Annotated in this window: 30 protein-coding genes; 8 read left to right on the forward strand and 22 right to left on the reverse strand. The window is 72.8% G+C overall.

Annotated elements, in window-relative coordinates; translation table 11 throughout:
* Positions 1-40: 40 nt before the first annotated feature.
* Positions 41-541: a GFA family protein gene (locus B9O00_RS07585; protein ID WP_085121861.1), complete on the forward strand. Its 501-nt coding sequence runs from the start codon at positions 41-43 to the stop codon at positions 539-541.
* A gap of 17 nt (positions 542-558) precedes the next feature.
* Here B9O00_RS07585 and B9O00_RS07590 read toward each other — a convergent pair whose 3' ends face one another.
* Together B9O00_RS07590 and B9O00_RS07595 are read right to left on the reverse strand one after the other, a co-directional pair.
* Positions 559-1,212: a TetR/AcrR family transcriptional regulator gene (locus B9O00_RS07590; protein ID WP_085121862.1), complete on the reverse strand. Its 654-nt coding sequence runs from the start codon at positions 1,210-1,212 to the stop codon at positions 559-561.
* Positions 1,213-1,314: 102 nt separating this feature from the next.
* Positions 1,315-1,791 carry a hypothetical protein gene (locus B9O00_RS07595; protein WP_143596176.1) on the reverse strand — a complete coding sequence of 159 codons (477 nt, stop codon included), beginning with the start codon at positions 1,789-1,791 and terminating at the stop codon, positions 1,315-1,317.
* Positions 1,792-1,985: 194 nt separating this feature from the next.
* Between B9O00_RS07595 and B9O00_RS07600 the strand changes: the two genes are divergently transcribed.
* Positions 1,986-3,506, forward strand: a complete 1,521-nt coding sequence (locus B9O00_RS07600; protein WP_085121864.1) for a YifB family Mg chelatase-like AAA ATPase — start codon at positions 1,986-1,988, stop codon at positions 3,504-3,506.
* Positions 3,507-3,675: 169 nt separating this feature from the next.
* Positions 3,676-5,760, forward strand: a complete 2,085-nt coding sequence (locus B9O00_RS34125; protein WP_085121865.1) for an ABC transporter substrate-binding protein — start codon at positions 3,676-3,678, stop codon at positions 5,758-5,760.
* A gap of 13 nt (positions 5,761-5,773) precedes the next feature.
* Here B9O00_RS34125 and B9O00_RS07610 read toward each other — a convergent pair whose 3' ends face one another.
* From B9O00_RS07610 to hisB, 7 genes are all read right to left on the reverse strand, one after another.
* Positions 5,774-6,145 (reverse strand): HIT domain-containing protein, encoded by a 372-nt coding sequence (locus tag B9O00_RS07610; RefSeq protein WP_085121866.1) that lies wholly within the window; start codon positions 6,143-6,145, stop codon positions 5,774-5,776.
* A 54-nt stretch (positions 6,146-6,199) separates the two neighbouring features.
* Positions 6,200-6,532, reverse strand: a complete 333-nt coding sequence (locus B9O00_RS07615) for a phosphoribosyl-ATP diphosphatase (protein ID WP_085121867.1) — start codon at positions 6,530-6,532, stop codon at positions 6,200-6,202.
* Positions 6,529-7,335: an imidazole glycerol phosphate synthase subunit HisF gene (gene hisF / locus B9O00_RS07620; RefSeq protein WP_085121868.1), complete on the reverse strand. Its 807-nt coding sequence runs from the start codon at positions 7,333-7,335 to the stop codon at positions 6,529-6,531. Before hisF ends, B9O00_RS07615 begins: the two co-directional genes overlap by 4 nt.
* A 128-nt stretch (positions 7,336-7,463) precedes the next feature.
* Positions 7,464-8,198, reverse strand: coding sequence for a 1-(5-phosphoribosyl)-5-[(5-phosphoribosylamino)methylideneamino]imidazole-4-carboxamide isomerase (hisA, locus tag B9O00_RS07625; protein ID WP_085121869.1), 735 nt, complete (start codon positions 8,196-8,198; stop codon positions 7,464-7,466).
* A 51-nt stretch (positions 8,199-8,249) separates the two neighbouring features.
* Positions 8,250-8,849: a GNAT family N-acetyltransferase gene (locus B9O00_RS07630; RefSeq protein WP_085121870.1), complete on the reverse strand. Its 600-nt coding sequence runs from the start codon at positions 8,847-8,849 to the stop codon at positions 8,250-8,252.
* A gap of 26 nt (positions 8,850-8,875) precedes the next feature.
* Positions 8,876-9,517, reverse strand: coding sequence for an imidazole glycerol phosphate synthase subunit HisH (gene hisH, locus B9O00_RS07635; RefSeq protein ID WP_085121871.1), 642 nt, complete (start codon positions 9,515-9,517; stop codon positions 8,876-8,878).
* A 25-nt stretch (positions 9,518-9,542) separates the two neighbouring features.
* Complete coding sequence (gene hisB, locus B9O00_RS07640; RefSeq protein ID WP_085121872.1) at positions 9,543-10,130, reverse strand: imidazoleglycerol-phosphate dehydratase HisB; 588 nt, start codon at positions 10,128-10,130, stop codon at positions 9,543-9,545.
* 217 nt (positions 10,131-10,347) lie between these two features.
* Here hisB and hslV point away from each other — a divergent pair, with 217 nt between their 5' ends.
* The gene (gene hslV / locus B9O00_RS07645; RefSeq protein WP_085122017.1) at positions 10,348-10,896 is read left to right on the forward strand and encodes an ATP-dependent protease subunit HslV; all 549 of its coding nucleotides are present in this window, start codon (positions 10,348-10,350) and stop codon (positions 10,894-10,896) included.
* Positions 10,871-12,298, forward strand: coding sequence for an ATP-dependent protease ATPase subunit HslU (gene hslU, locus B9O00_RS07650; RefSeq protein WP_085121873.1), 1,428 nt, complete (start codon positions 10,871-10,873; stop codon positions 12,296-12,298). Before hslV ends, hslU begins: the two co-directional genes overlap by 26 nt.
* On the opposite strand, the gene B9O00_RS07655 is transcribed toward hslU, so the two are convergent.
* The 8 genes from B9O00_RS07655 to B9O00_RS07690 form a co-directional block, all read right to left on the reverse strand.
* Positions 12,288-13,955 carry a tetratricopeptide repeat protein gene (locus B9O00_RS07655; protein WP_085121874.1) on the reverse strand — a complete coding sequence of 556 codons (1,668 nt, stop codon included), beginning with the start codon at positions 13,953-13,955 and terminating at the stop codon, positions 12,288-12,290. The two genes, hslU and B9O00_RS07655, sit on opposite strands and share 11 nt — an antisense overlap.
* Before the next feature lie 59 nt (positions 13,956-14,014).
* Positions 14,015-14,398 carry a helix-turn-helix domain-containing protein gene (locus tag B9O00_RS07660; protein ID WP_085121875.1) on the reverse strand — a complete coding sequence of 128 codons (384 nt, stop codon included), beginning with the start codon at positions 14,396-14,398 and terminating at the stop codon, positions 14,015-14,017.
* Between the two features lie 50 nt (positions 14,399-14,448).
* Positions 14,449-15,039, reverse strand: a complete 591-nt coding sequence (locus B9O00_RS07665; protein ID WP_235017062.1) for a Smr/MutS family protein — start codon at positions 15,037-15,039, stop codon at positions 14,449-14,451.
* Positions 15,040-15,045: 6 nt separating this feature from the next.
* A complete protein-coding gene (locus tag B9O00_RS07670) occupies positions 15,046-15,756 on the reverse strand; it encodes a LutC/YkgG family protein (protein ID WP_085121876.1) in 711 nt (236 codons plus the stop codon).
* Positions 15,753-17,174 carry a lactate utilization protein B gene (locus tag B9O00_RS07675; RefSeq protein WP_085121877.1) on the reverse strand — a complete coding sequence of 474 codons (1,422 nt, stop codon included), beginning with the start codon at positions 17,172-17,174 and terminating at the stop codon, positions 15,753-15,755. The genes B9O00_RS07670 and B9O00_RS07675 overlap by 4 nt, the downstream gene beginning before the upstream one ends.
* A 5-nt stretch (positions 17,175-17,179) precedes the next feature.
* Complete coding sequence (locus B9O00_RS07680; RefSeq protein WP_085121878.1) at positions 17,180-17,962, reverse strand: (Fe-S)-binding protein; 783 nt, start codon at positions 17,960-17,962, stop codon at positions 17,180-17,182.
* Positions 17,963-18,057: 95 nt separating this feature from the next.
* On the reverse strand, positions 18,058-19,287 hold the full coding sequence (mltA, locus tag B9O00_RS07685; RefSeq protein ID WP_085121879.1) for a murein transglycosylase A: 1,230 nt from the start codon (positions 19,285-19,287) through the stop codon (positions 18,058-18,060).
* A gap of 6 nt (positions 19,288-19,293) precedes the next feature.
* Positions 19,294-19,998: a Tim44/TimA family putative adaptor protein gene (locus B9O00_RS07690; RefSeq protein ID WP_085121880.1), complete on the reverse strand. Its 705-nt coding sequence runs from the start codon at positions 19,996-19,998 to the stop codon at positions 19,294-19,296.
* A 188-nt stretch (positions 19,999-20,186) separates the two neighbouring features.
* Between B9O00_RS07690 and B9O00_RS07695 the strand changes: the two genes are divergently transcribed.
* From B9O00_RS07695 to secB, 3 genes are all read left to right on the forward strand, one after another.
* Positions 20,187-20,786: an FxsA family protein gene (locus tag B9O00_RS07695; RefSeq protein ID WP_085121881.1), complete on the forward strand. Its 600-nt coding sequence runs from the start codon at positions 20,187-20,189 to the stop codon at positions 20,784-20,786.
* The gene (locus tag B9O00_RS07700) at positions 20,783-21,331 is read left to right on the forward strand and encodes a histidine phosphatase family protein (protein ID WP_085121882.1); all 549 of its coding nucleotides are present in this window, start codon (positions 20,783-20,785) and stop codon (positions 21,329-21,331) included. The genes B9O00_RS07695 and B9O00_RS07700 overlap by 4 nt, the downstream gene beginning before the upstream one ends.
* Before the next feature lie 84 nt (positions 21,332-21,415).
* A complete protein-coding gene (gene secB, locus B9O00_RS07705) occupies positions 21,416-21,907 on the forward strand; it encodes a protein-export chaperone SecB (RefSeq protein ID WP_085121883.1) in 492 nt (163 codons plus the stop codon).
* 39 nt (positions 21,908-21,946) lie between these two features.
* Here the strand turns inward: secB and dnaQ are convergent, their stop codons facing one another.
* Genes dnaQ through B9O00_RS07730 form a run of 5 tightly spaced genes read right to left on the reverse strand, consistent with a single transcriptional unit; the run spans position 21,947 to position 25,586 of the window.
* Positions 21,947-22,624 (reverse strand): DNA polymerase III subunit epsilon, encoded by a 678-nt coding sequence (gene dnaQ / locus B9O00_RS07710; RefSeq protein WP_085121884.1) that lies wholly within the window; start codon positions 22,622-22,624, stop codon positions 21,947-21,949.
* Complete coding sequence (gene coaE / locus B9O00_RS07715; protein WP_085121885.1) at positions 22,537-23,265, reverse strand: dephospho-CoA kinase; 729 nt, start codon at positions 23,263-23,265, stop codon at positions 22,537-22,539. The genes dnaQ and coaE overlap by 88 nt, the downstream gene beginning before the upstream one ends.
* A complete protein-coding gene (locus tag B9O00_RS07720; RefSeq protein WP_085121886.1) occupies positions 23,262-24,101 on the reverse strand; it encodes a shikimate dehydrogenase in 840 nt (279 codons plus the stop codon). The genes coaE and B9O00_RS07720 overlap by 4 nt, the downstream gene beginning before the upstream one ends.
* Before the next feature lie 25 nt (positions 24,102-24,126).
* A complete protein-coding gene (locus B9O00_RS07725) occupies positions 24,127-24,750 on the reverse strand; it encodes a Maf family protein (RefSeq protein WP_085121887.1) in 624 nt (207 codons plus the stop codon).
* Complete coding sequence (locus tag B9O00_RS07730; RefSeq protein ID WP_235017063.1) at positions 24,747-25,586, reverse strand: pyruvate, water dikinase regulatory protein; 840 nt, start codon at positions 25,584-25,586, stop codon at positions 24,747-24,749. Before B9O00_RS07730 ends, B9O00_RS07725 begins: the two co-directional genes overlap by 4 nt.
* Positions 25,587-25,662 lie beyond the last annotated feature (76 nt).

Raw genomic sequence — 25,662 nt, forward strand, 5'->3', positions numbered from 1 at the left:
TGCCGATAGGACCGACCGTTCCGAGCCGGGAGATGCCGCGATGCCGATGACCCTGGAAGGCGGCTGCCGCTGTGGCGCCGTCCGCTTCGCCGTCGAGAGCCACACGCCGCAGCCCTTCATGCGCTGCTACTGCAGCATCTGCCGCAAGACCGCGGGCGGCGGCGGCTATGCCATCAACCTGGCCGGGGTCTACCGGACCCTGAAGGTCGAGGGCCGCGAGGGGCGCGACGCGCTGGCCGTCTATCGCGCCGGGATCGAGCGCGGCGGCCGCTGCGAGATCAGCACGGGCCAGCGCAACTTCTGCCGGCACTGCGCGAGCGCGCTCTGGCTCTACGACCCGAGCTGGCCGGAGCTGGTCCACCCCTTCGCCTCGGCGATCGACAGCGCGCTGCCGGTGCCGCCGGAGACGGTGCACATCATGCTGGCCGACAAGCCGTCCTGGGTGGTGCCGCAGATCGGCCCCGACGACGACTGCTTCGACGGCTATCCGGAGGAATCGATCGAGGCCTGGCACAAGAAGCGGGGCCTCTGGATCGACTGAGGCGGGGGCTGCGGCGCTCAGTCGCTCGCCAGCACCAAGCGCTCGACCACCACCATGGCGGCGTCCTCGATCGCCGCGGCGGTATCGGCGAGCGAGGCACCTGTCGGCCGCGCGCCGGCGTCGAGCAGGCCGCACAGGCCGTGGAACAGGAAGGCCGCGGCGGCCCGCGCGTCGGGCAGCGACCAGGCACCGGCGCGGCCGCCGGCCGCCAGCAGCTCGGCCAGGCGCGCGACCGCGGCGTCGCCGCCGGCCGCCGCATAGTCGCGCGGCCCCTGGAACAGCAGCCGGCGCTGCCTGTCGCGGTCCAGGAAGACGCCGATCGTCACCGCGGTCCAGAGGCCGAGCCGGGCCGCGTGGTGGTTGGCCGGCAGTTCCCTGATCGCCACCTCGAGCTCGACGAGATAGCGCTCGACGAAGCGCCGGCGCAGGGCGTCGAGCAGCTCTTCCTTGGTCTTGAACTGCAGGTAGAAGGTGCCCTTGGCGACGCCCGCGGCGACGGTGATCTGCTCGACCGTCGTCGCCTCGATGCCCTGCTCCAGGAACAGGGCCTCGGCAGCGGCCATCAGGTCGTCGCGGCGCTGCTCCGCCGGCTTGGTCCGCGGCTGACTCCCGGTCCGTCCTCTCGCCCGACCCCGGGCCGCGCCGCCGGGCGCGCTGCTCGCCTCGTCCATCCCGTTGCTCCCCCCGGATCGACGTTTCTAGCCGATCCTGGGGGAAAAGGCAGCAATCTTGAGGAGTGACCGGTGGTCACGAGCAATGGCGACGAGTGCCGATCACTTCTGCTCGGCCGCCATCATCGCCTCGATCTCCTTCTGGTGCTGCTTGTAGAACTCGACGTTCTTCGGGTTGGCCTTGCTCTTGTCGATGTACTTGCCCTGCTGCGGATCGTCGCCGTACTTGACCACCATGCCGGCGCCGTACAGGGCGAGCGCCCCGACCAGGTACTCGCGGGCGGTCAGGCCGTGGGCGGCCATCAGCGCGTGGACCCCCGGCTTGGCGTCGAGCTGCGCGGCCAGGGCGTCGAGGTCCTTGGCCTTCTTGAAGTCGTCGGCGTCGAGGCTGGCCTTGACCCCCTTGGCCTCGGCGTCCCGGGTCAGGGCCTGGACCTGGCTGAGGTACCTGGTGGTCAGGGTGTAGTTCCGGATCGCGGCCTGGTCCTGCTCGGACAGCGCGGCGGCGGCCGGCAGCGCCAGCGCCGCCAGCATCACCAGGGCGGCGGCCAGGGCGGTCAATCGTTCGAGCGCTCGCATCGGGCTGGGTCCTTTCGCGGGGAGTGGCGGAGAGGCCGGCAGGCTCCGGCCCCGACATGTCCTCAATGTGGCGCGGCTCGCCCGGCTGTCGAGCCGGGATGCGCTTGCAACTGGCGCGTGCCCGGCCTTCGCGGCTAGACTGGCCCGGAACGGGACGGGAACGCCGGCCCGCAACGGCGCAGGAGGCGCGACAGGTGGTCGCACGGGTCGGGACGGTGGCCTTCCAGGGCATCGAGGTGGTCGACGTCGACGTGCAGGTCCGCGTCGGCGGCGGGCTGCCGAACTTCCTGGTCGTCGGCCTGCCCGACAAGGCGGTCGCCGAGAGCCGCGAGCGGGTGCGCGGCGCCCTGGAGGCGATCGGCCTCGCCCTGCCGAGCGAGCGCATCGTCGTCAACCTGGCGCCGGCCGACCTGCTGAAGGAGGGCAGCCACTACGACCTGCCGATCGCCATCGCCCTGATGGCCGCGGTCGGCGTGCTGCCGCTCGACGAGGCGGCCGGGCTGGTCGCGCTCGGAGAGCTGTCCCTGGATGGCCGCCTCTCGCCGGTCGCCGGCGTGCTGCCGGCGGCGATCCACGCCGCGGCGAGCGGCCGCGCACTGGTCGTGCCGAAGGCGCAAGGGCCGGAGGCCGCCTGGGCCGAGGGCGTCGAGATCCTGGCGCCGGACTCGCTGATCGGCCTGGTCAACCACCTGAAGGGCGACCAGGTCCTGACCCCGCCGATGCCGCGCGTCGCCGAGCCGGCCGGCGCGCTGCCCGACCTCAAGGACATCAAGGGCCAGGAGAGCGCCAAGCGCGCCCTGGAGATCGCCGCCGCCGGCGGCCACAACCTCCTGATGATCGGCCCGCCGGGCAGCGGCAAGTCGATGCTGGCCCAGCGCCTGCCCGGCCTGCTGCCGCCGCTGACCCCGGCCGAGGCCCTGGAGGTCTCGATGCTGCACTCGGTCGCCGGGCAGCTGAAGAACGGCGCCCTGCTGCGCCGGCGGCCGTTCCGCGACCCGCACCACTCGGCCTCGCTGCCGGCCCTGGTCGGCGGCGGCCAGCGCGCCCGGCCGGGCGAGATCAGCCTCGCCCACCAGGGCGTGCTGTTCCTGGACGAGCTGCCGGAGTTCGCACGCGGCACCCTGGAGGCGCTGAGGCAGCCAGTCGAGAGCGGCACGGTGACGGTCGCCCGCGCCGCCGCCCACGTCCGCTACCCGGCGCGCTTCCAGCTGGTCGCGGCGATGAACCCCTGCCGCTGCGGCCACCTGGACGACGCGGGCCTCGCCTGCAACAAGGCGCCGCGCTGCGCCCTCGACTACCAGGGCAAGATCTCGGGGCCGCTGTTCGACCGCATCGATCTGCACGTCGAGGTGCCGGCGGTCAGCGCCGCCGACCTGTCGCTGCCGCCGCCGGCCGAGGACTCCGCCGCCGTCGCGGCGCGGGTCGCGGCCGCCCGGGCGATCCAGGTCGCGCGCTTCGCCGACCTCGGCCGGCCCGAGCTGACCAGCAACGCCCAGGCCGACGGCACGCTGCTGGAGACGATCGCCGAGCCCGACGCGGCCGGTCGGGAGCTGCTGACCCGGGCGGCGGAGCGCCTGAAGCTCTCGGCCCGCGGCTACCACCGCGTCCTGCGCGTCGCCCGCACCCTGGCCGACCTCGAGGGCGGCGGCCCGGTCACCCGCCTGCAGGTCGCCGAGGCCCTGACCTATCGCCGGATCGCGCCGAGCCGGAGCTAGCCCGGGACAACTTTTCGGCCCCGGCCGCCGGCCTGCCGCACGCGGAGACTGTAACGTTAACCGAAAACCAATCGGCCTGCTCGTATGTAGGCAGACGACGCCTGCGACGAGGCGACCGCACCGCCGTCGCATCTCCTTCCCGACGGGACCCTTTTTCGGGGGAAGAGCTTTGAGTGCCATAGCCGAGCTGCTTCAGCGAAAGACGCCGCGCCGACGCCGGACCGCCGCCGAAGGCCCTGCGGCGGCCGCGCCGCCCGACGGCCTGCTCGAGCTGACCGAGGCAATCCGCCGCATCGTCGACGGCCAGCTCGACGCGCCGCTGCCGCCGCTGCCCACCAAGTCGCCCCTGCACGGCCACCTCGAACAGGTCGAGCGCCTGCGCGGCCGGCTCGCCTCCCTGACCCGCACCCTCGAGGAGCAGACCCTGGAGGAGGGCGCCTCCGAACGCCAGCGGCGCGAGGCCATGCGCGACCTCGCCGGCAGCTTCGAGGCCGTGGTCGCCGGCGCGATCGAATCGGTCGACGAGCACGTCTCGACCGCCCTCGAGGCCTCGGCCGACGCCGTCGCCCGGGTCGCCCAGGTCGCCTCGGCCACGACCCAGAGCTCGGCCGGCGTCGCCGAGATCGACCGGATGACCCAGCAGACCGCCGACCTGACCACCAGGATGGCCGAGCAGGCGCGAGTCGCCCATTCGACGACGACGGAGCTGGGCACGGCGGCCGAGGACGTGCTCGGCGTCGCCGACATCATCCAGGCCATCGCTGCCCAGACCAACCTGCTGGCGCTCAACGCCACCATCGAGGCCGCGCGGGCCGGCGAGGCCGGGCGCGGCTTCGCGGTGGTGGCCAGCGAGGTCAAGACCCTGGCCCAGCAGACCGCCGAGGCGACCGAGCGGGTGAAGAGCCTGATCGCGGCCGTGCAGTCGGCGGCCGGCCGGGTGACCGAGGCGACCGGCGCCATCGCCGGGGCGGTCGGCGAGCTGAGCGAGAACGCCCGGGTCGTCGCCTCCGCCGTCGTCGAGCAGAGCGCCGCCAACCGGGAGATCGCCGCCGGCTCCGAGGAGGCCTCGGCCAGGATGCGGAGCTTCGAGGCGCGAATGGCGGACATCCGCGGCGGCGTCGAGCAGGTGCACCGCGGCGCCGGCGACTTCCTTTCGCAGATCCGGGCGGAGGCCGGCGTCTCCGCCGACGCGGTCACCTTCGGCCAGAGCGCCCCGCTGACCGGCGATGCCGCCGGGCTCGGCACCGCGATGCGCGACGGCATCGCGCTGGCCTTCGCCGAGATCAACGCCGCCGGCGGCAGCGGGGGCCGCCAGCTCCGGCTCGAAACGCTGGACGACGCCTACGACCCGGAGCGCACGCTCGCCAACGTCCGCAAGATGGTGCGCAGCGGCACGGTCTTCGGCCTGCTCGGTTCGGTCGGCACGCCGACCGCCAAGCTGGCCGAGCTGGTCGCCCGGGGCGGCGGCATTCCCTTCGTCGGGCCGGTCACCGGTGCCGGGTTCCTGCGCGATCCGGGGCTTCGCCACGTGCTGAACATCCGCGCCTCCTACCAGCAGGAGATCGACGCGCTGGTCGGCTGGATGACCGGCAGGGTCAAGGCCCGACGGCCGGCCCTGCTGCTGCAGGGCGACGCCTACGGCCAGACGGTGCTGAGCGCCCTGACCAGAGCCCTGCAGCCGCACGGCATCGCCCTCGCCGCGAGCGCCGCCTTCGACCGCCGGACCGCCGACGTCGGCCCGGCCTTCGAGGAGATCCGGCGGGCCGAGCCGGACCTGGTCTTCATAGCCGGGACCGCCAGGACGACGGCCGACTTCGTGCGTCTGGCCCGGGAGGGCGGCCTGGACTGCCCGCTCGCGACCATCTCCTTCGTCGGCAGCAACGACTTCGCCCGGCAGGTCGGGCCGGCCGGGGCCGGCGTGGTGATCAGCCAGGTCGTGCCGCTGCCGACCGACCGGCGCCAGCCGCTGGTCGCGCGCTATCTCGATGCCACCGACCGACTGGGCCTGTGCCGGCAGGCCGATTTCCAGTCGCTGGAAGGCTACGTGACCGGCCTCGCGGTCGGCGAGCTGCTGGCGGCGGCCGGGGAGCCGCTGACCCGCCCCGGCTTCCTGCAGACGGCGGCCGGCGCGCGCCGGGAGCTCGACATCGCCGGCTTCCGCCTCGCCTTCGGGCCGGACTGCAACCAGGGCTCCGACCGGGTCTTCCTGACCGAGCTGCTGCCGGACGGCAGCTACCGGCCGGTCGAGGGCTGAGCCGCGGCGCCGCCTACTTCTCCGGCGGCTTGATCATCCGGCCGAGGTCGCGGCCGGCGAAGATGTGCATGTGGAAGTGCGGCACTTCCTGGTGGGCGTCGACACCGTGGTTGGCCAGGATGCGATAGCCCTTGTCGACCACGCCGAGCTGCTCGGCGGCCTGCGCCACCGCCCGGTGGAAGCCGGCGATCTCGGCATCGCTCGCCCTGGCGTAGAAGTCGGCCGAGGAGAGCCAGGCGCCCTTCGGGATGACCAGGACATGGACCGGCGCCTGGGGCGCGATGTCGTGGAAGGCGAGGGCGTGCTCGGTCTCCAGCACCTTCCTGCAGGGGATCTCGCCGCGCAGGATCTTGGCGAAGACGTTGTTCTGGTCGTAGCCGGCCATGCTTCCCCCACAGGTTCGCTCCGAAGCCCTCGAAACGCAGCGAAAGGCTGCCGGTCACGAGCCCTTGCGGGCTGCCTTCTCGGCGATGCCGGACGTCCCCTCGCGCGCGGCCAATTTGGCCCAGACCTCCTCGGGGCGCAAGCCGTGGGCGGCCCAGAGCACCAGCAGGTGGTAGAGCAGGTCGGCGCTCTCCGCGGCCAGCGACTCGCGGCCCTCGGCGGTGGCGGCGATCACCGTCTCGACTGCCTCCTCGCCGACCTTCTGGGCGATCTTGTTCGGCCCCTTGGCGAACAGCTTGGCTGTGTAGGACGACGCCGGATCGGCGCCCTTGCGCGATTCGATGGTCGCGAAGAGCCGCTCCAGGACCTCGGCGGTCTCGCCGGTCATGCCGCCGCTCCCGCCGTGCCGGACAGGGCAATCGGCCGCACCGGGATGCCGGCCGCCGCCATCGCCGCCTTGACCTCGGCGATCGAGATCTCGCCGTAGTGGAAGATCGAGGCGGCCAGCACGGCGGTCGCGTGGCCCTCCTTGATGCCCTGGACCATGTGCTCGAGCGTGCCGGCGCCGCCCGAAGCGATGACCGGCACGGTGATCGCGTCGGCGACGGCGCGGGTCAGCGGGATGTTGAAGCCCTGCTTGGTGCCGTCGCGGTCCATCGAGGTCAGCAGGATCTCGCCGGCGCCGTACTCGACCATGCGCCGGGACCAGGCGACGGCGTCGATGCCCGTGGCGTTGCGGCCGCCATGGGTGAAGATCTCGAAGCGGCCCTCGCCGTGCTCGCCGTCACCGACCCGCTTGGCATCGACCGCGACGACGATGCACTGGGTGCCGAACTTGTGGGCGGCGGCGCGCACGAAGTCGGGATCCTTCACCGCGGCGGTGTTGATCGAGACCTTGTCGGCGCCGGCCAGCAGCAGCTGGCGGATGTCGTCGAGCGTGCGCACGCCGCCGCCGACGGTCAGCGGCATGAAGCAGCGCTCGGCCGTCGCCCGCACCACGTCGAGCAGGATGCCGCGCTCCTCGTGGCTCGCCGTGATGTCGAGGAAGCAGAGCTCGTCGGCGCCGGCGGCGTCGTAGATCGCCGCCTGCTCCACGGGATCGCCGGCGTCGCGCAGGCCGACGAAGTTGATGCCCTTGACGACGCGGCCATCCTTGACGTCGAGGCAGGGGATCACGCGCATCTTCAGCATGAAGGGGACCTCGTTGTGTGGTTCTGCACCAGCCCGCACCCCCACCCGGCCACCCATTCCAGGATACTGTCGTTGGGTGGCCGGGTGGGGGTGCGGGCTGGTGCCGGCGCGCAAGCGCCCAACAAATCCTAGACCTCTCCCCCGGCCAGCAGCGCCAGGGCCTCGGCCGGATCGATGCGGCCGTCGTAGAGCGCGCGCCCGCAGACCACGCCGCAGATGCCGTCCTCCTCGTAGGCCATCAGCTCGGCGATGTCGTCCAGCGAGGCGACGCCGCCCGAGGCGATGACCGGCAGCCGGGTGGCCCGTGCCAGCGCGACCGTCGAGTCGACGTTGACGCCGGCCAGCAGGCCGTCGCGGTCGATGTCGGTGTAGAGCAGGGCGGTCACGCCGGCGTCCTCGAAGCGCTTTGCCAGCTCCGGCGCCGCGAGGTCGCTGACCTCGGCCCAGCCCTCGACCGCGACGCGGCCGCCCTTGGCGTCGACGCCGACCACGATGCGGCCGGGAAAGCGCCGGCAGGCCTCGCGGACCAGCTGCGGGTCCTTGACCGCGACGGTGCCGAGGATGACCCGGTTCACGCCGATCTCGAGCCAGCGCTCGATGCGCTCCATGCTGCGGATGCCGCCGCCGAGCTGCACTGGCAGGCGGGTCGCCGAGAGGATCGACTCGATGACCGGCTCGTGCACGGCACGGCCGGCGAAGGCGCCGTTGAGGTCGACGACGTGCAGCCACTCGAAGCCGGCCTTGGCGAAGGCCTCGGCCTGGGCGACCGGGTCGGAATTGAAGATCGTAGCCTGGTCCATCTCGCCGAGGCGCAGGCGGACGACCTGGTTGTCCTTGAGGTCGATGGCGGGGAAGAGAATCATCGGGCGTCCCCGTGAGGATCGGCAGGAGGGGTGGAACGGCCGCCCGGCGGCTCAGCGCCCGCGCGACCCGGAGCCGGGCGTCTCGTCGCCGGGGGTCCCGGCCTCGAGCGGCTCGAGGTCCTTGTAGTAGTAGCGGCCGGCGAACCAGCGCCCGTCGACGCAGACGTAGCGGGGATGGCTGCCCCAGCAGGTGAAGCCGAGCTGGCCGTAGATCTCGATGGCCCGCGTCTGGGTCTCGCGGACGTCGAGGTTCAGCACCTTGAGGCCGGCCTCGCGTGCCGCGGCCTCGACCGCCTGAACCAGCTGCAGGGCAAGGCCGTGGCCGCGCGCCCAGGGCGCCACGAAGAAGGTGGTCAGCGAGCCGCAGTGGCGCTGGCCCTCCTGGTTCGGCGAGGGATGCAGCAGCTGCGCCGAGCCGGCGACCGTGCCGTCGAGGCTGCCGAGGAAGAGCGCGCGCTCGGGCACCAGCAGCACGCCCTTCCAGTAGGACTCCATGGTCGGACGCGGCGGCGGGGTCAGCCAGCCGAAGCCGCCGCCGTCGACGATCGCCTCCTCGGCGGCCTCGCAGAGCTCGTGCAGCTGCGCGCCCCGGAACGAGGTGACCTGCTCGACGCTGAGCGTCGGCGCGTGGCGGGATTCGGTGGCGCTCATGATTTCCCCAGAATGAGGGCTCGGACCTAGGGCTTCCAGGCCAGGAAGTTGGTCAGCAGACGCAGGCCGACCGCCTGGCTCTTCTCCGGATGGAACTGCGTGCCGATCAGGTTGTCCCGCCCGACCACCGCGGCGAAGCGTCCGCCGTAGTCGACCGAGCCGAGCTGCAGCTCGGGACGCTTCGGGCGGAGATGGTAGCTGTGCACGAAGTAGACGTGGGGATCGTCGCCGAGCCCTGCCAGCACCGGATGCGCGCGCTCGACCGCGAGCTCGTTCCAGCCCATGTGCGGGATCTTGCGGTCCGGCCCGCCGGGCGGCAGCGCCTCGACCTCGCCCTCGATCCAGCCGAGGCCCGGGTAGCTGCCGTGCTCCAGGCCACGCTCGGCCATCAGCTGCATGCCGACGCAGATGCCGAGGAAGGGTCGGCCCCGGCCGATCACCGCCTCGTTCAGCGCCTCGGTCATGCCGGCGACGGCCGAGAGCCCGCTCATGCAGTCGGCGAAGGCGCCGACGCCGGGCAGCACGATCCGCTCGGCCTGGCGCACGGCCTCGGCGTCGGCGGTCACCAGGATCGGCGTCGAGAGGCCGCTCTCGGCGGCCGCGCGCTCCAGCGCCTTGGCCGCCGAGCGCAGGTTGCCCGAGCCGTAGTCGATCAGGACGCAGGTCATGACATGCTGCTCATCATGGGCCGGATCAGAGCGTGCCCTTGGTCGAGGGGATGGCGTCGGCCTTGCGCGGGTCGATCTCGAGCGCGTCGCGCAGGGCGCGGGCCAGGCCCTTGAAGCAGGATTCCACGATGTGGTGGTTGTTCGTGCCGTAGAGGGTCTCGACGTGCAGGGTCAGGCCGGCGTGCTGGGCGAAGGCCTGGAACCACTCCTTGAATAGCTCGGTGTCGAACTCGCCCAGCTTGTCGCGGGTGAACTCGACCTTCCAGATCAGGTAGGGCCGGTTCGAGGCGTCGAGCGCGACCCGGGTCAGGGTCTCGTCCATCGGGATCAGCGCGTCGCCGTAGCGCCGGATGCCGCGCCGCTCGCCGAGCGCCCTGGAGACCGCCTGGCCGAGCACGATGCCGCTGTCCTCGGTGGTGTGGTGGAAGTCGATGTGCAGGTCGCCCTTCGCCTCGAGGGCGATGTCGATCAGGCCGTGGCGCGCCAGCTGGTCCAGCATGTGGTCGAGGAAGCCGATGCCGGTCGCGATCCGCGACTCGCCGGTGCCGTCGAGGTTCACCTCGGCGACAATCCGCGTCTCCTTGGTGTTGCGTTCCACCTTCGCGCTGCGCATGGCGGGATCCTGCCCGTTTCCTGAGCGCCACGGCCGGTCCGGCGCCCAGGTGCTGGAACAGGGGCCGGAACGGCGAGCGCGACGCTCGAGCCTGTCCGAAGGCCGGCTGTTTAGCAGCACCGCCCGGCCAGGGCAAAGCCTAAGCCGGATCGCCCATATGGCGGACGGCGCGATGCTTCGCCTTGACCGCCGGCCTCCGCCCCGCCATTTGTCCGGCATGTCCGAAGACAGCACTCTCTGGCACGGGACCACCATCCTCTCCGTGCGCAAGGACGGCCTGTGCGTCGTCGCCGGCGACGGCCAGGTGACGCTCGGCCAGACCGTCATCAAGTCCAACGCCCGCAAGGTCCGTCGGATCGGCAAGAGCGGCGAGGTCGTCGCCGGCTTCGCCGGCGCGACCGCCGACGCCTTCACCCTGTTCGAGCGGCTCGAGGCCAAGCTGGAGACCTATCCGGGCCAGCTGACCCGGGCCTGCGTCGAGCTGGCCAAGGACTGGCGCATGGACCGGGCCCTGCGCCGGCTCGAGGCGATGATGGCGGTCGCCGACAAGTCGATCTCCCTGGTCCTGACCGGCACCGGCGACGTGCTGGAGCCGCAGGACGGCCTGATCGGCATCGGCTCCGGCGGCATGTACGCGCTCTCGGCCGCGCGCGCACTCATGCCGGTCGACGGCATCGACGCCGAGGACATCGCCCGCCGTTCCATGGCCATCGCGGCCGATATCTGCGTGTACACGAATCATGAACTCGTTCTCGAACGCCTCTGACCTGCCCCCCGCAACGCCCGGCGACGCGCCGGACGGCGCCGCCGGGCCGGGCCCGCGCGACAAGGACGGCGAGAGCGCCGTGCCGGCCGCCGCGGCCTTCAGCCCGCGCGAGATCGTCTCGGAGCTGGACCGCTACATCGTCGGCCAGCGCGACGCCAAGCGCGCCGTGGCGATCGCCCTGCGCAACCGCTGGCGGCGCCAGCAGCTGTCCGACGAGCTGCGCGACGAGGTGCTGCCCAAGAACATCCTGATGATCGGCCCGACCGGCGTCGGCAAGACCGAGATCGCCCGGCGCCTCGCCAAGCTGGCCCAGGCGCCCTTCGTCAAGGTCGAGGCGACCAAGTTCACCGAGGTCGGCTACGTCGGCCGCGACGTCGAGTCGATCGTCCGGGACCTGGTCGAGGTCGCGCTGCATATGACCCGCGAGCGGCTGCGCCGCGAGGTCCAGGCCAAGGCCGAGATCGCCGCCGAGAACCGCGTGATCGACGCCCTGGTCGGCGAGAGCTCCGGCCGCGAGACCAAGGACAAGTTCCGCCGCCTGCTGCGCAGCGGCCAGCTCGACGACAAGGAGATCGAGCTGCAGATCCGCGACACCGGCGGCCTGCAGCTGCCGACCATGGACATCCCCGGCATGCCCGGGGCCCAGATGGGCATGGTCAACCTCAACGACATCTTCGGCAAGGCCTTCGGCGGCAAGACCAAGACCAAGAAGATGACCGTCCAGGAGTCCTACGACATCCTGATGGCCGAGGAATCCGACAAGCTGATCGACGAGGAGAAGGTGACCGGCGAGGCGATCCGCACGGTCGAGCAGAACGGCATCGTCTTCCTCGACGAGATCGACAAGGTCGCCTCGCGCTCCGACCTGCGCTCGGGCGCCGACGTCAGCCGCGAGGGCGTGCAGCGCGACCTGCTGCCGCTCATCGAGGGCACGACGGTCGCGACCAAGTACGGCCAGGTGAAGACCGACTTCATCCTGTTCATCGCCTCCGGCGCCTTCCACACCGCCAAGCCCTCGGACCTGCTGCCCGAGCTGCAGGGCCGCCTGCCGATCCGCGTCGAGCTCTCGGCGCTGACCCGCGACGACTTCAAGCGCATCCTGACCGAGCCGGAGAACTCGCTGATCCGCCAGTACACCGCGCTGATGAAGACCGAGGGCGTCAGCCTGGACTTCGCCGAGGAGGCGATCGACGCCCTGGCCGACCTCGCCGCCGAGATCAACTCGAGCGTCGAGAACATCGGCGCGCGGCGCCTGCACACGGTCATGGAGAAGCTGCTGGAGGAGATCTCCTTCACCGCCTCGGACCGCTCCGGGGAGAGCGTCGCCATCGACGCCGCCCTGGTCCGCGGGCGGGTCGGCGAGCTGGCCAAGAACGCCGACCTCAGCAAGTTCATCCTCTAGAGGCGCCCCTCGCGCCGGCCTCGCCGGCCGCCGCCTCGACCAGGTCGAAGAGCACCGCCAGGCACTCGCGCCAGGACCGGAACGGCAGGGTGCCGTGGCGGAAGTAGCCGGGCGCCAGCACCAGCAGCCCGGGCTTCGGCCGCAGCGTCTCGAAGCGCGTCGCCTCGCCCTGCAGCTCGGCGTCGTAGAAGCGCAGGCAGCCGGCCGCGTCCTCGCCGCGCGCGATCTCGCGCGGCACCTCCAGGAAATAGAGGCCCGACAGGAAGGCATCGGGCCGGGTCTGCGGCTCCAGCCAGCCCGAGGCGGCAAGGCCGATCGCCCGGCCGCGCAGCGCCAGGCGCGTCGGCGGTTCGGCGAGGAAGGGGTTGCCGTCCAGGCCCTCGCGCCCGGCGAGATAGTCGCCGGCCGCCGCCCGGACCAGCCGCTCCAGCGCGACCAGCGCGGCCGACGGCCGCCCGAACAGCTCGCCCGAGCGCCAGCCGCCGTGCTGGCCGGCGTCGGCGCCCTCGGCCTCCGCCGGCCGCCGGTCGGCGCGGTCGCGCAGCTGCTGGGCCAGCGCCCGGTTGAAGGCCGCCGGGCTCGGAAAGTCCGGGACCTCGCGGATCTGGCGCCAGAGCAGCAGGCGCGGGAAGTCGAACAGCGCCTCGGCCTCGCCGGCGCGGCCGTTGGCGCGCAGCACCGGCGCCAGCGAGCGGTAGAGCGACAGCTCCCGCGGATCCTGGGCGAGCCCCTTGACCAGCGCCGCCAGGGCGCGCTCGGCGGCAGCTTGGCCGCGCCAGGCCTCGGCCAGCTCGGCGAAGAGCTGCGCCTTCCAGCGCGCCGGCCCGGCGACCAGCGCCGCGGCCTGGTCCAGCGCCTCGGCCGCGCTCTCCAGCTCGCCGAGGTCGAGCAGGCAGGTGACCAGCGCGCGCCAGCCGGCGGCGCGGGCCGGATCGCGCAGCAGCGCGGCCCGGAACTCGGCGACCGCCTCCTCCGCCCGGCCCAGCCCGACCAGGCAACGGCCGAGGCCCTCGTGGACCTCGGCCGCGCCGTCGTCGAGCAGCACGGCACCGTGGAAGGCCTCCAGGGCCGCACCCGGCCGGCCGTCGGCGAGGCGCAGGCGGCCGAGCGCCAGCAGCACCGCGAGGTCCTCCGGATCGGCGTCGTGGACCCGCTCGTAGAGCAGCTCGGCCTCCTCGGCCTTGCCGAGGCGCTCGCAGACCTGGGCCAGCAGGCGCAGCACCGCCGGCCCGTCGGACTCGTGGCTGAGGGCGCCGCGCAGGACGCGCTCCGCCTCCTCGACCCGGCCCTGGTCGAGCAGCATCCCGGCGAGGGTCAGCACGCCTTCCTCGTGGGCGGCGTTGAACTGCAGGGCGGCCCGGTAGCAGGCCTCGGCAGCGCCGAGGTCGCCGGCCTTCATCTCGCTGCGCCCCAGCGCGACATGCAGCGCCGGATCGCCCGGCCGCCCGGCCAGCGCCTGGCGGATCAGCAGGTTGCCCTCGGTGCCGCGCTGGCGCTCGGCGAGCAGGCCGCCGAGCAGGGCCAGGGCGTCTGGCTGCTGCGGGTCGGCGAGCAGGACCCGGCGATAGAGGATCTCGGCCTCGCGCAGCCGGCCCTGGCCGTGCAGCCGGTTGGCCCTGTCGAGAAGCTCCTGCCGTCCGGAAAGGTCTCGAAACATCCGCCTCCGCCGCCGTCGGTCCGCTGGGCGCCACGCCCGCAGGGAAGACGGGGCGGCGGTCAGCCCTGTGAGCGTCCGCCGGACGGAATGTCCGGCGACTCCAGCAGTTCGAGCAACGCAGCCAGGCGCGCCGGCTGCAGATCGGCGATCCGCTCGGCGAGCCGGTTGGCGAGCAGGGTCGCCTCGGGACTGAGGCCGGCCGTATCGACCGTGACGCGCGGGTGGGACAGGCGGGCCAGGCGGGCCAGCTCCTCGGCCTCGTCCCAGATGATGTTGAAGTGCTGGCAGGCCCGGTGGATCAGCTCGGGCGAAGGCCGGCCGCGGTGACCGTGCTCCAGGGCCGAGAGATAGGCCGAGGAGACGCCGAGCGCCGCCGCCGTCTCGGCGAGGCTCCTGCCGTGCTCGGCACGCAGGGCGCGCAGCCGCTGGCCGAAGGGTGTCATGACGCGCTCCCGATAACCGGAATCCAGTTTATCGCGGAAGAGCGCCGCCGCTAGGGCTTCTCGCGCCGCCGCTTCAGCAGCAGGTAGAGCGCGCCCTGGCCACCGTGCTCCGGCCGGGCGTAGTCGAAGGCCAGGACCCGCTGGCGCAGCGGCGCCTGGTTCAGCCAGTGAGGCACCTGGCGGCGCAGCACGCCGGACTCCTCGCGGCCCAGGCCCTTGCCGGTGACGATCAGCACGCAGCGCCGGCCGAGCGCCTCGGAGCGCGCGATGAAGCCGTTGAGCGCCTCGTGGGCCGCGGCCTGGTTCAGGCCGTGCAGGTCGAGGGTCGCCTCGATCGGCAGCCGGCCACGCTGCAGGCGCTGGGCGGTGCGCCGGTCGAGATCGGCGAGCGAGCCGTGGCTGAGCGAGGGGCGCGGCTCCGTGGCGACCGGCCGGGGCAGGGCGCGCGGCTGCAGCAGCCGCTCCGGCCGGGCCTTCGGCGGCGCCGGCTCGGGCGGCGGCGGTGCCGGTTCCGGCTCCGGAACGGCGACGCCGCCGATGCGGTTGCGGCGCAGCGGCGTGACCTCACGCGCGACCCGCTGCCAGAGGTCCATGTCGGGCGGCAGCCGGGGGCGGGACGGCCGGTGCCGGTCCTCGGCCACGGCGGCTCAGCCTTCGCCGTCGGCGACCAGCAGGACGTGCAGGCGGCGCGGGCCGTGCGCGCCGAGCTGGATCTTCTGCTCGATGTCGCCGGTGCGCGACGGCCCGGTTACGAAATTGACGGTGCGCGGCAGGGCACCCCCCGGGCCCTCGGCGCCCTCGCGGGCGCGCAGCTTCCGCCAGGCCTCCTCGTAGGGGCCGACCAGGTCGCTCTCGCGCAGCACGACCAGATGGGTCTCGGGCAGGAAGTTGAGCGTGGTCGGCGCCTCGGGTCCGGAGGCCAGCATCAGCGTGCCGGTCTCGGCAACGCCGGCGAAGCAGCCGGTCAGCGAGACCGCGTCGGCGGCCTCGGCGCGCCCGGCCGAGACCGAGAGCAGCGGCGCCTTCTCCTGCCACGGCAGGTCGGTCAGGGCCGGATCCGGCGCAACCCGGAGGGCGGTCGGCAGGTTGTGGCGCTTCAGATAGTCGGCGACCGCCTCGGGCAGCGCTTCGGGGCTGTCGACGCGGGCGACGCTGCCCTGGACTGCCTCGACCTTCTCGACGAAGAGGGCGACCAGGGCCTCGTGCGGCAGGCGGGCGCGCTCGACGCGCGGGCCCTCGGGGTGCTCGGCCAGGCGGCGCTCGACCGCCGACCCGGCGTCGGTGCCGTCGCGCTTCACCGCGCGGCGGATCGCGCCGAGGATCTGGCCCCGCGCCGTGCTGCTGCGCTCGCCGCTCATGCCGCGCGCTTCCGCTCGGCCCAGAGCTGCTGGAAGGTCCGGCCCTGGGGCGCCGGGAAGTCCCGGTGCTCGGTCCAGCCGCCGGCCAGCGGCAGGCTCGCGAAGCGTCCCCTGCGGCGGCCGGCGAGGCCCATCAGGCGGACCTGCAGGCCGGTCAGGGCCTGGTAGAGCCTCGGCCGGCGCGCCAGGAAGGCCCAGGCCTTGAGGCCCCAGCGCCAGGCCGGCGGATTGAGGTGGCGCTCGAACTCGCGCTCGCGCCAGTGGCGCATCATCTTGGGCAGGGGGATGCGCATCGGGCAGACCGACTCGCAGCGGCCGCAGAAGGTCGAGGCATTCGGCAGGTGGCCGGCCTGGTCGACGCCGATCAGGCTCGGCGTCAGCACGGCGCCCATCGGGCCGACGTACACCCAGCCGTACGCGTGTCCACCGACGGCATGGTACACCGGGCAGTGGTTCATGCAGGCGCCGCAGCGGATGCAGCGCAGCATCTCCTGGTACTCGGTGCCCAGCATCGCCGAGCGGCCGTTGTCCAGGATCACGACGTGGTACTGCTCCGGGCCGTCCGGATCGTCGGGCCGCTTGGGGCCGGTCGAGAGCGTCGTGTAGGCGGACATCTCCTGGCCGGTCGCCGAGCGCGCGAGGACGCGCAGGATCACGCCCAGGTCCTCGAGGGTCGGGATGACCTTCTCGATCGAGGCGATGACGATGTGGATCTTCGGCAGGATCTGCGTCAGGTCGCCGTTGCCCTCGTTGGTCACGATGACCGAGGTCCCGGTCTCGGCGACCAGGAAGTTGGCGCCGGTGATGCCGACGTCGGCGTCCAGGTACTTCTGGCGCAGCATCTCGCGCGCCTCGGCGACCAGCTGCTGCGGCTCCGCGAGCGAACGGTCGGCCGGCAGCGCCTTGTGGTGGCTGCGGAAATCGGCCTCGACCTGGTCCTGGGTGACGTGCACCGCCGGCGCGATGATGTGGCTCGGCGGCTCCTTGCGCAGCTGGATGATGTACTCGCCGAGGTCCGTCTCGATCGGCGTGATGCCGTTCCTCTCCAGGAAGTCGTTGAGGCCGATCTCCTCGGCGATCATGGACTTGCCCTTGGTCGCGGTGCGCGCGCCGACCGAGCGGCAGATCTCCAGGATCGTCTCGCGGGCGTCCTCGGCGGTCGTGCACCAGTGGACCTGCGCACCGGTCTCCGTGGCCTTGGCCTCGTAGCGCTCCAGGTAGCGGTCGAGGTTGGCGAGGGTGTGGTTCTTGATGTCGCGCGCGGCGTCGCGCAGCGCCTCGAACTCGGGCAGCGCGTCGGCCGCGGCCTTGCGCTTGTCGATGAAGCCGGTGCGCACGAAGCCCATGGCCTTCTGGAGGTTGGCGTCCTCCAGGGCCCGGTGGGCGTTGTCCTTGAAGTTGCGCGAGGTCGCCTGCATCGCCGCTATTCCCCCGGCTCGCCGATCGCCGGCTGGTCGAGCTCGCCGGCCAGCACCTCGGCGACGTGGCGCGCCTCGACCGCGCTGCCGCGGCGCTTCAGCTTGCCGGCCATGTTGAGCAGGCAGCCCAGGTCGCCGGCCAGCAGCAGTCCGGCACCCGACTCCTCGATCGCCGCGCACTTCTCGCTGACGATCTTGTCGGAGATCTCCGGGTACTTAACGCAGAAGGTGCCGCCGAAGCCGCAGCAGACCTCGGCGTCGCGCAGTTCCTTGAGCTCCAGGCCCTCGACGCTGCCGAGCAGGCGGCGCGGCTGCGCCTTGATGCCGAGCTCGCGCAGGCCCGAGCAGGAATCGTGGTAGGTGATCGTGCCGGCGAAGCGGCCCGGCACCGTCTCGAGCTCCATCACGTCGGCCAGGAAGCTGACCAGCTCCCAGGTCTTGCCGGCGACGGCGCGGACCCGTGGCAGGACGTCCGGCTCGTCGGCGAAGAGCGCCGGATAGTGGTCGCGGATCATCGCCGCGCAGGAGCCCGAGGGCGCCACGACGTAGTCGTAGGGCTCGAAGGCGGCGACGACCTGCCGCGCGATCGCCTTGGTGTCCGCCCGGTCACCCGAGTTGTAGGTGGGCTGGCCGCAGCAGGTCTGGGCCTCGGGCACCTCGACCCGACAGCCGGCCGCCTCCAGCAGCCGGACCGCCGCGAAGCCGACCGACGGCCGGATCAGGTCGACCAGGCAGGTCACGAAGAGGCCGACCCGCGGCCCCGGCTGTCTCTCGCTGTTCTGTGGCATCTCGGCCTTTTGCCCTTCCGCGCGGCGGAGAATGGGGCGGCCCCGGCGAAATGGCAAGCCGGCGCGACCGCGGGTCCCGGCCCGGATCCCGGCCGCTAGTCGCCGCCGACAGCCGCCGCCACCCGGCGCGCCAGGGCCCGGCGCGGCAGCAGCAGCCAGTAGCGGCCGTCGCGCTTCATGCGGCCGGCCAGCTGGAAGGCCTGCTCGCCGGCGCCGAAGAAGAAGTCGCCGCGCACCTGGCCCTTGATGGCGCTGCCGACATCCTGGGCGACAACCAGGCGTCGCAGGGGCCGGTCGCCGGCCGGCCAGCGCGTGTCGAGCCAGAGCGGCGCGCCGAGCGGCACGAAGCGGGTGTCGACGGCGAGCGAGCGCCCCGGCGTCAAGGCGACGCCTTCGGCACCGATCGGGCCGGGGCCCTCGATGCGCTTGAAGAAGATGTAGCGGGCGTTGCGGCGCATCAGCGTGCGGGCCTGCTCGGGATGGGCCTTCAGCCAGGCGCGGACCTGCTGCATCGAGGCCTGGCCCGGCGTGATCAGGCCCTCGTCGAGCAGCACCCGGGCGATGCCGGTGAAGGCCTTGCCGTTCGAGCCGGCATAGCCGACCTGGACGACCCGGCCGTCGGGCAGGCGGACCCGCCCGGACCCCTGGATGTGCAGGATGTGCGCCTCGACCGGGTCGGCGAGCCAGAGGATCGGCTTCGCATAGCCCTTGAGCGCCCCGGTCTCGATTGCCGCGCGGTCGGGCACCGGCTCGCGCTCCCTGCCGGCGTCGAAGCGCCAGACCTGCTGCGCCGGCCCGGAGAACCAGCCGCCGCCGATCGTGTCGAGCGCCAATCCGGGCGGCGGGCCGAGCAGCGGGACCCGGTAGCCCGGGCCCGGCTTCTCGGCCCCGGACAGCTCGCTCTCGTAGTAGCCGGTGAAGGTGCCCTCGGGATCGCCGCCCTGGTCGGTCACCGCGACCGGCTGCAGGTGCCATTCCAGCACCTCGCGCAGCGTCGCGCCGTCGCCGTGGAAGCCTCTCAGGCTCTGGCAGAGCGGACGCCAGTCGGCCGCGCGCAGGCGCAGAGCGGCCGGGCCGACGGCCGCGTCGCCGTCGAGCCCGGCGAGCCGGCCGCAGGAGCGCTCGAGGGCCGGCAATGCGGCCAGCAGGTCGTCGTCGCGCCAGCCCGGCAGGGCGGCGAAATCGCTCGGCTGGTATCCGGCGCTCGGCTCCGGCGGCGCCGGGGTCTCGCGGCTGCAGGCGGCGAGCAGGGCGCCGCACAGGACGAGCGCCGCCAGCCGCAGCGAGGCCGCCGCGCGCGCGGGAGCGGGCCGAGGCGACGCCACGGCCCGCTACTGGGAACTCTGGGTCGCGACCAGCTTCCAGTTGGGATCGCGGCTCTTGACGTTGCGCGCGAAGGTCCAGAGGTCGGTGATCGTCTCGACCTCGTTGGCGTCGCCGTCGACGATGCGATCCTCGGCGTCGCGGGTCACGTTGACCTGCTGCGAAACGAAGCGGACGGTGACGAAGGCGGTGCGGCCCTGCAGCTCGGCCTCCGCCAGTTCGGCCTTCTCGATGCCAACCAGGGTCGTGTCCAGGGTCTCCTTGCGCGCTTGCCGCTCGTCGATGGCGCCGGAGAAGTCCTTGTAGACCTCGTCGGCGAGCAGCGGGCGCAGGGCCTTGGCGTCGCCCTGGGCGAAGGCCGTCACGATCATCTCGAAGGCGGCGCGGGCGCCCTGCAGGAAACCGGCCTCGTCGAAGGCGGGATCGGCCGCCCGGACCGCGGCCACGCCCTTGACGGCCGGCCGCTCGGTCCCGGCCAGGGCGGTGTCCTCGGGCTGGTCGGCCGGCTGCGGCTCGGCCGGACGGCGACCGTCGGGCAGGCGCACGATCTTCTCGTCGGCCGCCTTCTCCGCGCCCTGGCGGTCGCGGAAGGGGTCGAAGTCGTTCGACTGGTGTCCGGTGCGCTTGCCCAGCACGCTGCGCAGGCGCAGCACCAGGAAGGCCGCAATGGCGGCAAAGAAGAGAATGTCCACGTATTGGAAACCGTCACCCATCGCCGCCGATCCGTTCCTCGGGCCCAACATCAGGTCGGGCCGGTAAAGCTTCCAGCGTCGGCCCTTGGGCCCCCGCGGCTCGCAGCGAAGGAAGCGGCCGAGCGCACCGAACTGTCCGCTGGCATAATTCCTTGCCAGCGGCCTCCGGCGCCCCCAAGACATAAGCACCCACACGAGAAAGGGCAAGGATGGGTCTGGTTCTTCTGCTGCTGTTCCTCGCCATCCCGGTCGTCGAGATCGCGGTGTTCATCCGGGTCGGCGACTGGATCGGCCTGTGGCCGACGCTGGCGCTGATCATCCTGACCGCGCTGCTCGGATCCTGGCAGCTGCGCCTGCAGGGCATGGCCACGCTGGCGCGGGCGCGCCGCCAGATGGACCAGGGCGAGATCCCGACGCGCGAGCTGTTCGACGGCGTCTGCCTGCTGGCCGCCGGCGCCCTGCTGCTGACCCCCGGCTTCGTCACCGATCTCGTCGGCGCCTCGCTGTTCCTGCCGCCGGTGCGCCGCTGGCTGCGCCGCGCCTTCGCCCGTCATCTCGAGGCGCGCGCGCGCGCCGGCAACGCCGGCACCCGGATCTTCGTCAACGGCGAGGAGATCCGCCCCGGCGAGCCGGGGCCGGCCGGGCCGCGCAGCCGCTGGGGCCGCGGCGCGCCGCCGGGCACGATCGAGGGCGAATGGACCGAGGTCGGCGACGAGGAGACCCCGGCCGGCGGCTCCGCTGAGGTCCTGCCGGGACCCGGCCGGGCCGCCGACGAGCCCGACGAGCCGAAGGGCGGAGCGTCCCGATGATCCTGCTGCGCCACGGCGAATCGCACTTCAACCTGCACTTCAACAAGACGCGGATCGATCCGGGCATCGTCGATCCGGGCCTGACCGACGAGGGGCGGCGCCAGGCCGCCGCGGCCGGCCGGGCGCTGGCCGGCGCCGGGATCCGGCGGGTCCTGGTCAGTCCCTATCGCCGCACGCTGGAGACCGCGGCCGAGCTGCTGCAGACCCTGGAGTCCGAGGTCGAGGTGGTGGTCGAGCCGCTGGTGCGCGAGCGCGCCTTCTTCGTCTGCGACGTCGGCAGCCCGCGCTCGGCGCTCGAGCAGGGCTGGCCGCACCTCGACTTCGGCGGGCTGCCCGAGCGCTGGTGGCCCGACGGCGAGGAGCCGGAGAGCGAGATGCTGCTGCGCTGCCGTTCGTTCCGGGAGCGGATCGCCGCTCGGGAGGACTGGCGCGAGACCCTCGTGGTCTCGCACTGGGCCTTCATCCGCGGCCTGACCGGCGAGGCGATCGCCAACGGCACCCACCTGCGCTTCGATCCCGCCGGCAGCGGCGCTTCGTCGGCCTAGGACACCGGCGCTGCTTGTGGGGATCGGTGCCGACGTGGTAGCGAAGCGCCCTTTGCAGAGCCAGATCGAGGATCCAGCAGCGCGATGAGCGATCTCGACGAGACCGCCGCCGGCAACGGCGCCCCGCCAGCCGAGCCGTCGAACCAGCCGCCCCTGGTGGTGCACAGCCAGTACGTCCGGGACCTGTCGTTCGAGAACCCGAACGCGCCGGCCAGCCTGGCCAACCAGGGGGAGCAGCCGAAGATCGAGGTCAAGCTCGACGTCGGGGCCCGGCGCCTGCAGGAGCAGATCTACGAGCTGCTGCTGAAGATCGACCTGACCGCGAAGCAGGCCGAGCAGACCGCCTTCGTGCTCGAGCTCGAGTACGGCGCGCTCTGCACCGTCGAGCCGACGCTCGACAACGATACGGTCCAGCAGCTGCTGATGATCGAAGGCGCGCGCACGGTCTTTCCCTTCGCACGCCGGGTCATTGCGGACGTGACCCGCGACGGCGGCTTCCCGCCGGTGCTGATCAACACGATCGACTTCACGCGACTCTACGAGCAGCGCCGCCAGGGCGGCTTCGCCGAGGCCTGAGCCGGCCGGGCCTCTCCACGGGCCCCGCGGCGCGGGCGGCTACTGCCGCCAGAGCGGCTCCTTGAGCTTTTCCAGCAGGCGTGCGTGCGCCGCGAGCTCCGTCTCGCTCGGGGCGTGCGGCCGAGGTTCGCGGCGGCGGCGCTCGGCGGCCGGTACCGCCGCGACGACGGCCTGCGCCCGCTCGCGGGCCAGCTCGAGGCCCGGCTGGCGCCCGCCGTGCAGCTCCAGATAGACCTCGGCGAGCAGCCGGCAGTCGAGCAGCGCACCGTGCAGGTCGCGACCCGACAGGTCGATCTCGAAACGCCGGCAGAGCGCGTCGAGGCTGGCCTGCGCGCCCGGGAAGCGCTTGCGGGCGATCTGCACCGTGTCGATCGAGCGCTCCATCGGCAGCGGCGGATGCTTCAGGCGCTGCAGCTCGGCATTGAGGAAGCCGATGTCGAAGGCGGCGTTGTGGATGATCAGGGGGTCGCCGGCGATGAAGGCCAGGAAATCCTCGGCGATCTCGGCGAAACGGGGCTTGTCCGCCAGGAACTCGGAGGTGATGCCGTGGACCCGGAGGGCGTCCTCGGGGATGTCCCGCTCCGGATTGATGTAGACGTGGAAGACCTGCCCGGTCGGCAGGCGATTGATCAGCTCGACGCAGCCGATCTCGACGATGCGGTGGCCGCCGTTCGGGTCGAGGCCCGTGGTTTCCGTGTCGAGGACGATTTCCCGCATGGGCTGGCTTCCATCTGCCGGACGATAGACCGCAACTGCCTCAAGGTATCGCGCTTACCCAGTCCCGTCTGCACCACAAATTGTGCCCGGCGGCGCTTTTCGGCATCGGGCAGCTGCTGCGCCAGGATCTGCCGGAACTTGTCCTCGGTCATGCCGGGGCGGCGCAGCACACGCTGCCGCTGCAGCCAGGACGGGGCCGTGACCACGGCGACGGCGTCGCACTGCGCCTCGCCGCCGGTCTCGAACAGCAGGGGAATGTCGAGGCAGATCAGCGGCACCCGGCGCCGGGCGTGGCGCTCGACGAAGCGCCGCGCCGCGGCCCGGACCCGCGGATGCAGGATCGCCTCGAGCCGGCGCAGCGCCGCCGGATCGGCGAAGACCCGGGCGCCGAGCCGGCGGCGGTCGACCCGCCCCTCGACGACGACGCCGGGGAAGGCCGCCTCGATCGCCGGCACCGCCGCGCCGCCCTTGGCCATCAGGCGGTGCACGGCGGCATCGGCGTCGTGCACCGGGACGCCGAGCCGGCGCAGCATGCCGGCCGCCGTCGACTTGCCCATGCCGATCGAGCCGGTCAGGCCGAGCACGCGGGGGTGGCCACCGGGGCGACCACCGCGCCGTCCGGAAGCGCGTCGGGCGGTCATCCCGGTGCCAGCACGAAGGCGCGCAGGGCCGGCGTGACCTGGGGCTCGACGCCGAACCAGGCGGCGAAGCCCGGCACCGCCTGGTGCAGCAGCATGCCGAGCCCGTCGACCGTGGGGTTGCCGCGCGCTTCTGCCGCCGCCAGCAGGGGCGTGGTCAGCGGCGCGTAGACCAGGTCGCAGACCGCGGCTTCGCGCGGCAGGGCCGCAAGATCCAGCTCCAGGGCCGGCTGCCCTGTCATGCCGAGCGAGGTCGTGTTGACCAGGAGACAGGCCTCCGCCAGCGCCTCCGGCCGCCGCTCCCAGTCCAGCGCCCGGATGCCGCCGCCGAGCTCGGCGGCCAGCCGCTCGGCGGTCGGCCGGGTCCGGTTGAGCAGGCGGATCTCCGGGACACCGGCGTCGCGCAGCGCGACGAGCACGGCACGGGCCGCTCCGCCGGCGCCGAGCACTACCGCCGGGCCATCCGACGGCGGCCAGCGCGGCGCAGCGGTGCGCAGGTTCTCGTAGAAGCCGATCCCGTCGGTGTTGTCGCCCCGGATCCGGCCGTCCTCGAAGACCAGGGTGTTGACCGCGCCGATCGCCTCGGCGCGCCCGGTCAGGCTGTCGGCGAGCTCATGGGCGGCCAGCTTGTGCGGCACGGTCACGTTGGCACCCCGGAAGCCGAGGTCGGCGAGGGCCCGGACCGCTGCCTTGAAACGCTCCGGACGGACCGGCAGCGGCAGGTAGGCGCCGTCGATGCCGTAGTGCTCGAGCCAGAAGCCGTGCAGCCGCGGCGAACGGGAATGCCCGACCGGCCAGCCCAGCACGCCGGCCAGCTTCGCCTTGCCGGACAGGATCACGTCGCCTTTCCCCCCAGTCCTCTCGTCATCTCGGCACCACGCCGCGATCCCTCAGGAAGCCGAGCAGCGGCAGCAGCGGCAGGCCGAGAATCTCGAAGAAGTCGCCCTGGATGCGGCTGAACAGCTGCACGCCGAGACCCTCGAGCTGGTAGCCGCCGACCGACTCGAGGGCGGCCGGCCCGACCGCCGCCAGGTAGCGGTCGACGAAGGCACGGTCGAAAGGGCGCATGGTCAGGCGGCAGACCGCGTTATGGTGCCACAGCCGGGTACCGTTCTGCACGACACAGACCGCCGTCTCCAGGCTGTGGGTGTGGCCGGCGAGCGCCAGCAGCTGGTCCGCCGCGGCCGCGAGATCGGCCGGCTTGTCGTACCAGCGGCCCTCGCAGGCGAGCAGCTGGTCGGCGCCGATCACCAGCGCACCCGGCCGCTGTGCCGCGATCCGCGCCGCCTTCAGCTCGGCCAGGGTCTCGGCGGCCTGGATCGGCTCGGCGCCCTCGGCCTTGAGCGACTCCTTGACTTCCGACTCGTCGACGCCGGCAGCAAGCGCCTCGAAGGCGAGCCCGGCCGCGCCGAGCAGCCGCCGCCGCGAGCCGCTGGCCGAGGCCAAGACGAGGTCCGGCGCCGCCGTCTCGTACAGCAGAGCGCTCATCGGGCGGCCCCTTCGGCCTGCTCGGCGCGGTGATTGGCGAGGCGGGTGATGATCGCCGCCGCCGTCTCCTCGATCGAGCGACGCGTGACGTCGACGACCGGCCAGCCGTGGCGGGTGAAGAGACGGCGCGCCTCGGCAACCTCGCGGCGCACCGAGTCGAGGTCGACGTAGTCGTCCTCCTTGGCGTCGCCGCCGATCATTCTCAGCCGGTTGCGCCGGATGTCGACCAGCCGCGCAGGATCCTTGGTCAGGCCGACGATCAGCGGGCCCTCGGCCCGCTCGATCTCCTGCGGCAGCGCCACACCAGGCACCAGCGGGTAGTTCGCGGCCCTGATGCCGCGGTTCGCGAGATAGACCGTCGTCGGCGTCTTCGAGGTCCGCGACACGCCGAGCAGGATCACATCCGCCTTGTGGATCGTCTCCAGGCCGGCACCGTCGTCGTGGGCCAGCGCGAAGTCCATCGCGGCGATCCGCTCGAAGTACTCGGCATCCATCTCGTGCTGGGCGCCGGGGCGGCCCTCGGTCTCGACACCGTAGTGGCTGGCCAGCACGGCGATGACCGGATCGAGGATCGACACGCAGGGCACCGCCAGGCGTGCGCAGCCTTCGGTCAGCTGGCGGCGCAGCTTGCCGTCGACCAGGGTGAAGAGCACCGGGCCGGGGTTGGCGCCGATGCCGGCCAGCACGCGTTCCATGTGCAGCGGCGTGCGCACCATGGTCCAGGCGTGCTCGATCGTCTCGATCTGGCGGAACTGCACCGAGCAGGCGCGCACCACGGTGCCGACGGTCTCGCCGGTCGCGTCGGACACCAGGTGGAGATGATGGTAGCTCGGCAAGCTGTCCTCAGGGTCCCCGGGAAAAGCCGTCGATGGCGGTGGACAGGTCGGCGAAACGGGCAGCGGGTCGATTTCC

The organism is Tistlia consotensis USBA 355 (assembly GCF_900177295.1).
GTDB classification, from domain to species: domain Bacteria; phylum Pseudomonadota; class Alphaproteobacteria; order Kiloniellales; family DSM-21159; genus Tistlia; species Tistlia consotensis.

Excerpts from the sequence above, each read along its gene's own strand:
- B9O00_RS07585 (WP_085121861.1), top strand. The coding sequence starts at position 41 with ATGCCGATGACCCTGGAAGGCGGCTGCCGCTGTGGCGCCGTCCGCTTC.
- B9O00_RS07590 (WP_085121862.1), bottom strand. The coding sequence starts at position 1,212 with ATGGACGAGGCGAGCAGCGCGCCCGGCGGCGCGGCCCGGGGTCGGGCG.
- B9O00_RS07595 (WP_143596176.1), bottom strand. The coding sequence starts at position 1,791 with ATGCGAGCGCTCGAACGATTGACCGCCCTGGCCGCCGCCCTGGTGATG.
- B9O00_RS07610 (WP_085121866.1), bottom strand. The coding sequence starts at position 6,145 with ATGGCCGGCTACGACCAGAACAACGTCTTCGCCAAGATCCTGCGCGGC.
- B9O00_RS07615 (WP_085121867.1), bottom strand. The coding sequence starts at position 6,532 with ATGACCGGCGAGACCGCCGAGGTCCTGGAGCGGCTCTTCGCGACCATC.
- hisF (WP_085121868.1), bottom strand. The coding sequence starts at position 7,335 with ATGCTGAAGATGCGCGTGATCCCCTGCCTCGACGTCAAGGATGGCCGC.
- hisA (WP_085121869.1), bottom strand. The coding sequence starts at position 8,198 with ATGATTCTCTTCCCCGCCATCGACCTCAAGGACAACCAGGTCGTCCGC.
- B9O00_RS07630 (WP_085121870.1), bottom strand. The coding sequence starts at position 8,849 with ATGAGCGCCACCGAATCCCGCCACGCGCCGACGCTCAGCGTCGAGCAG.
- hisH (WP_085121871.1), bottom strand. The coding sequence starts at position 9,517 with ATGACCTGCGTCCTGATCGACTACGGCTCGGGCAACCTGCGCTCGGCG.
- hisB (WP_085121872.1), bottom strand. The coding sequence starts at position 10,130 with ATGCGCAGCGCGAAGGTGGAACGCAACACCAAGGAGACGCGGATTGTC.
- hslV (WP_085122017.1), top strand. The coding sequence starts at position 10,348 with ATGTCCGAAGACAGCACTCTCTGGCACGGGACCACCATCCTCTCCGTG.
- hslU (WP_085121873.1), top strand. The coding sequence starts at position 10,871 with ATGAACTCGTTCTCGAACGCCTCTGACCTGCCCCCCGCAACGCCCGGC.
- B9O00_RS07655 (WP_085121874.1), bottom strand. The coding sequence starts at position 13,955 with ATGTTTCGAGACCTTTCCGGACGGCAGGAGCTTCTCGACAGGGCCAAC.
- B9O00_RS07660 (WP_085121875.1), bottom strand. The coding sequence starts at position 14,398 with ATGACACCCTTCGGCCAGCGGCTGCGCGCCCTGCGTGCCGAGCACGGC.
- B9O00_RS07670 (WP_085121876.1), bottom strand. The coding sequence starts at position 15,756 with ATGAGCGGCGAGCGCAGCAGCACGGCGCGGGGCCAGATCCTCGGCGCG.
- B9O00_RS07675 (WP_085121877.1), bottom strand. The coding sequence starts at position 17,174 with ATGCAGGCGACCTCGCGCAACTTCAAGGACAACGCCCACCGGGCCCTG.
- B9O00_RS07680 (WP_085121878.1), bottom strand. The coding sequence starts at position 17,962 with ATGCCACAGAACAGCGAGAGACAGCCGGGGCCGCGGGTCGGCCTCTTC.
- B9O00_RS07690 (WP_085121880.1), bottom strand. The coding sequence starts at position 19,998 with ATGGGTGACGGTTTCCAATACGTGGACATTCTCTTCTTTGCCGCCATT.
- B9O00_RS07695 (WP_085121881.1), top strand. The coding sequence starts at position 20,187 with ATGGGTCTGGTTCTTCTGCTGCTGTTCCTCGCCATCCCGGTCGTCGAG.
- B9O00_RS07700 (WP_085121882.1), top strand. The coding sequence starts at position 20,783 with ATGATCCTGCTGCGCCACGGCGAATCGCACTTCAACCTGCACTTCAAC.
- secB (WP_085121883.1), top strand. The coding sequence starts at position 21,416 with ATGAGCGATCTCGACGAGACCGCCGCCGGCAACGGCGCCCCGCCAGCC.
- dnaQ (WP_085121884.1), bottom strand. The coding sequence starts at position 22,624 with ATGCGGGAAATCGTCCTCGACACGGAAACCACGGGCCTCGACCCGAAC.
- coaE (WP_085121885.1), bottom strand. The coding sequence starts at position 23,265 with ATGACCGCCCGACGCGCTTCCGGACGGCGCGGTGGTCGCCCCGGTGGC.
- B9O00_RS07725 (WP_085121887.1), bottom strand. The coding sequence starts at position 24,750 with ATGAGCGCTCTGCTGTACGAGACGGCGGCGCCGGACCTCGTCTTGGCC.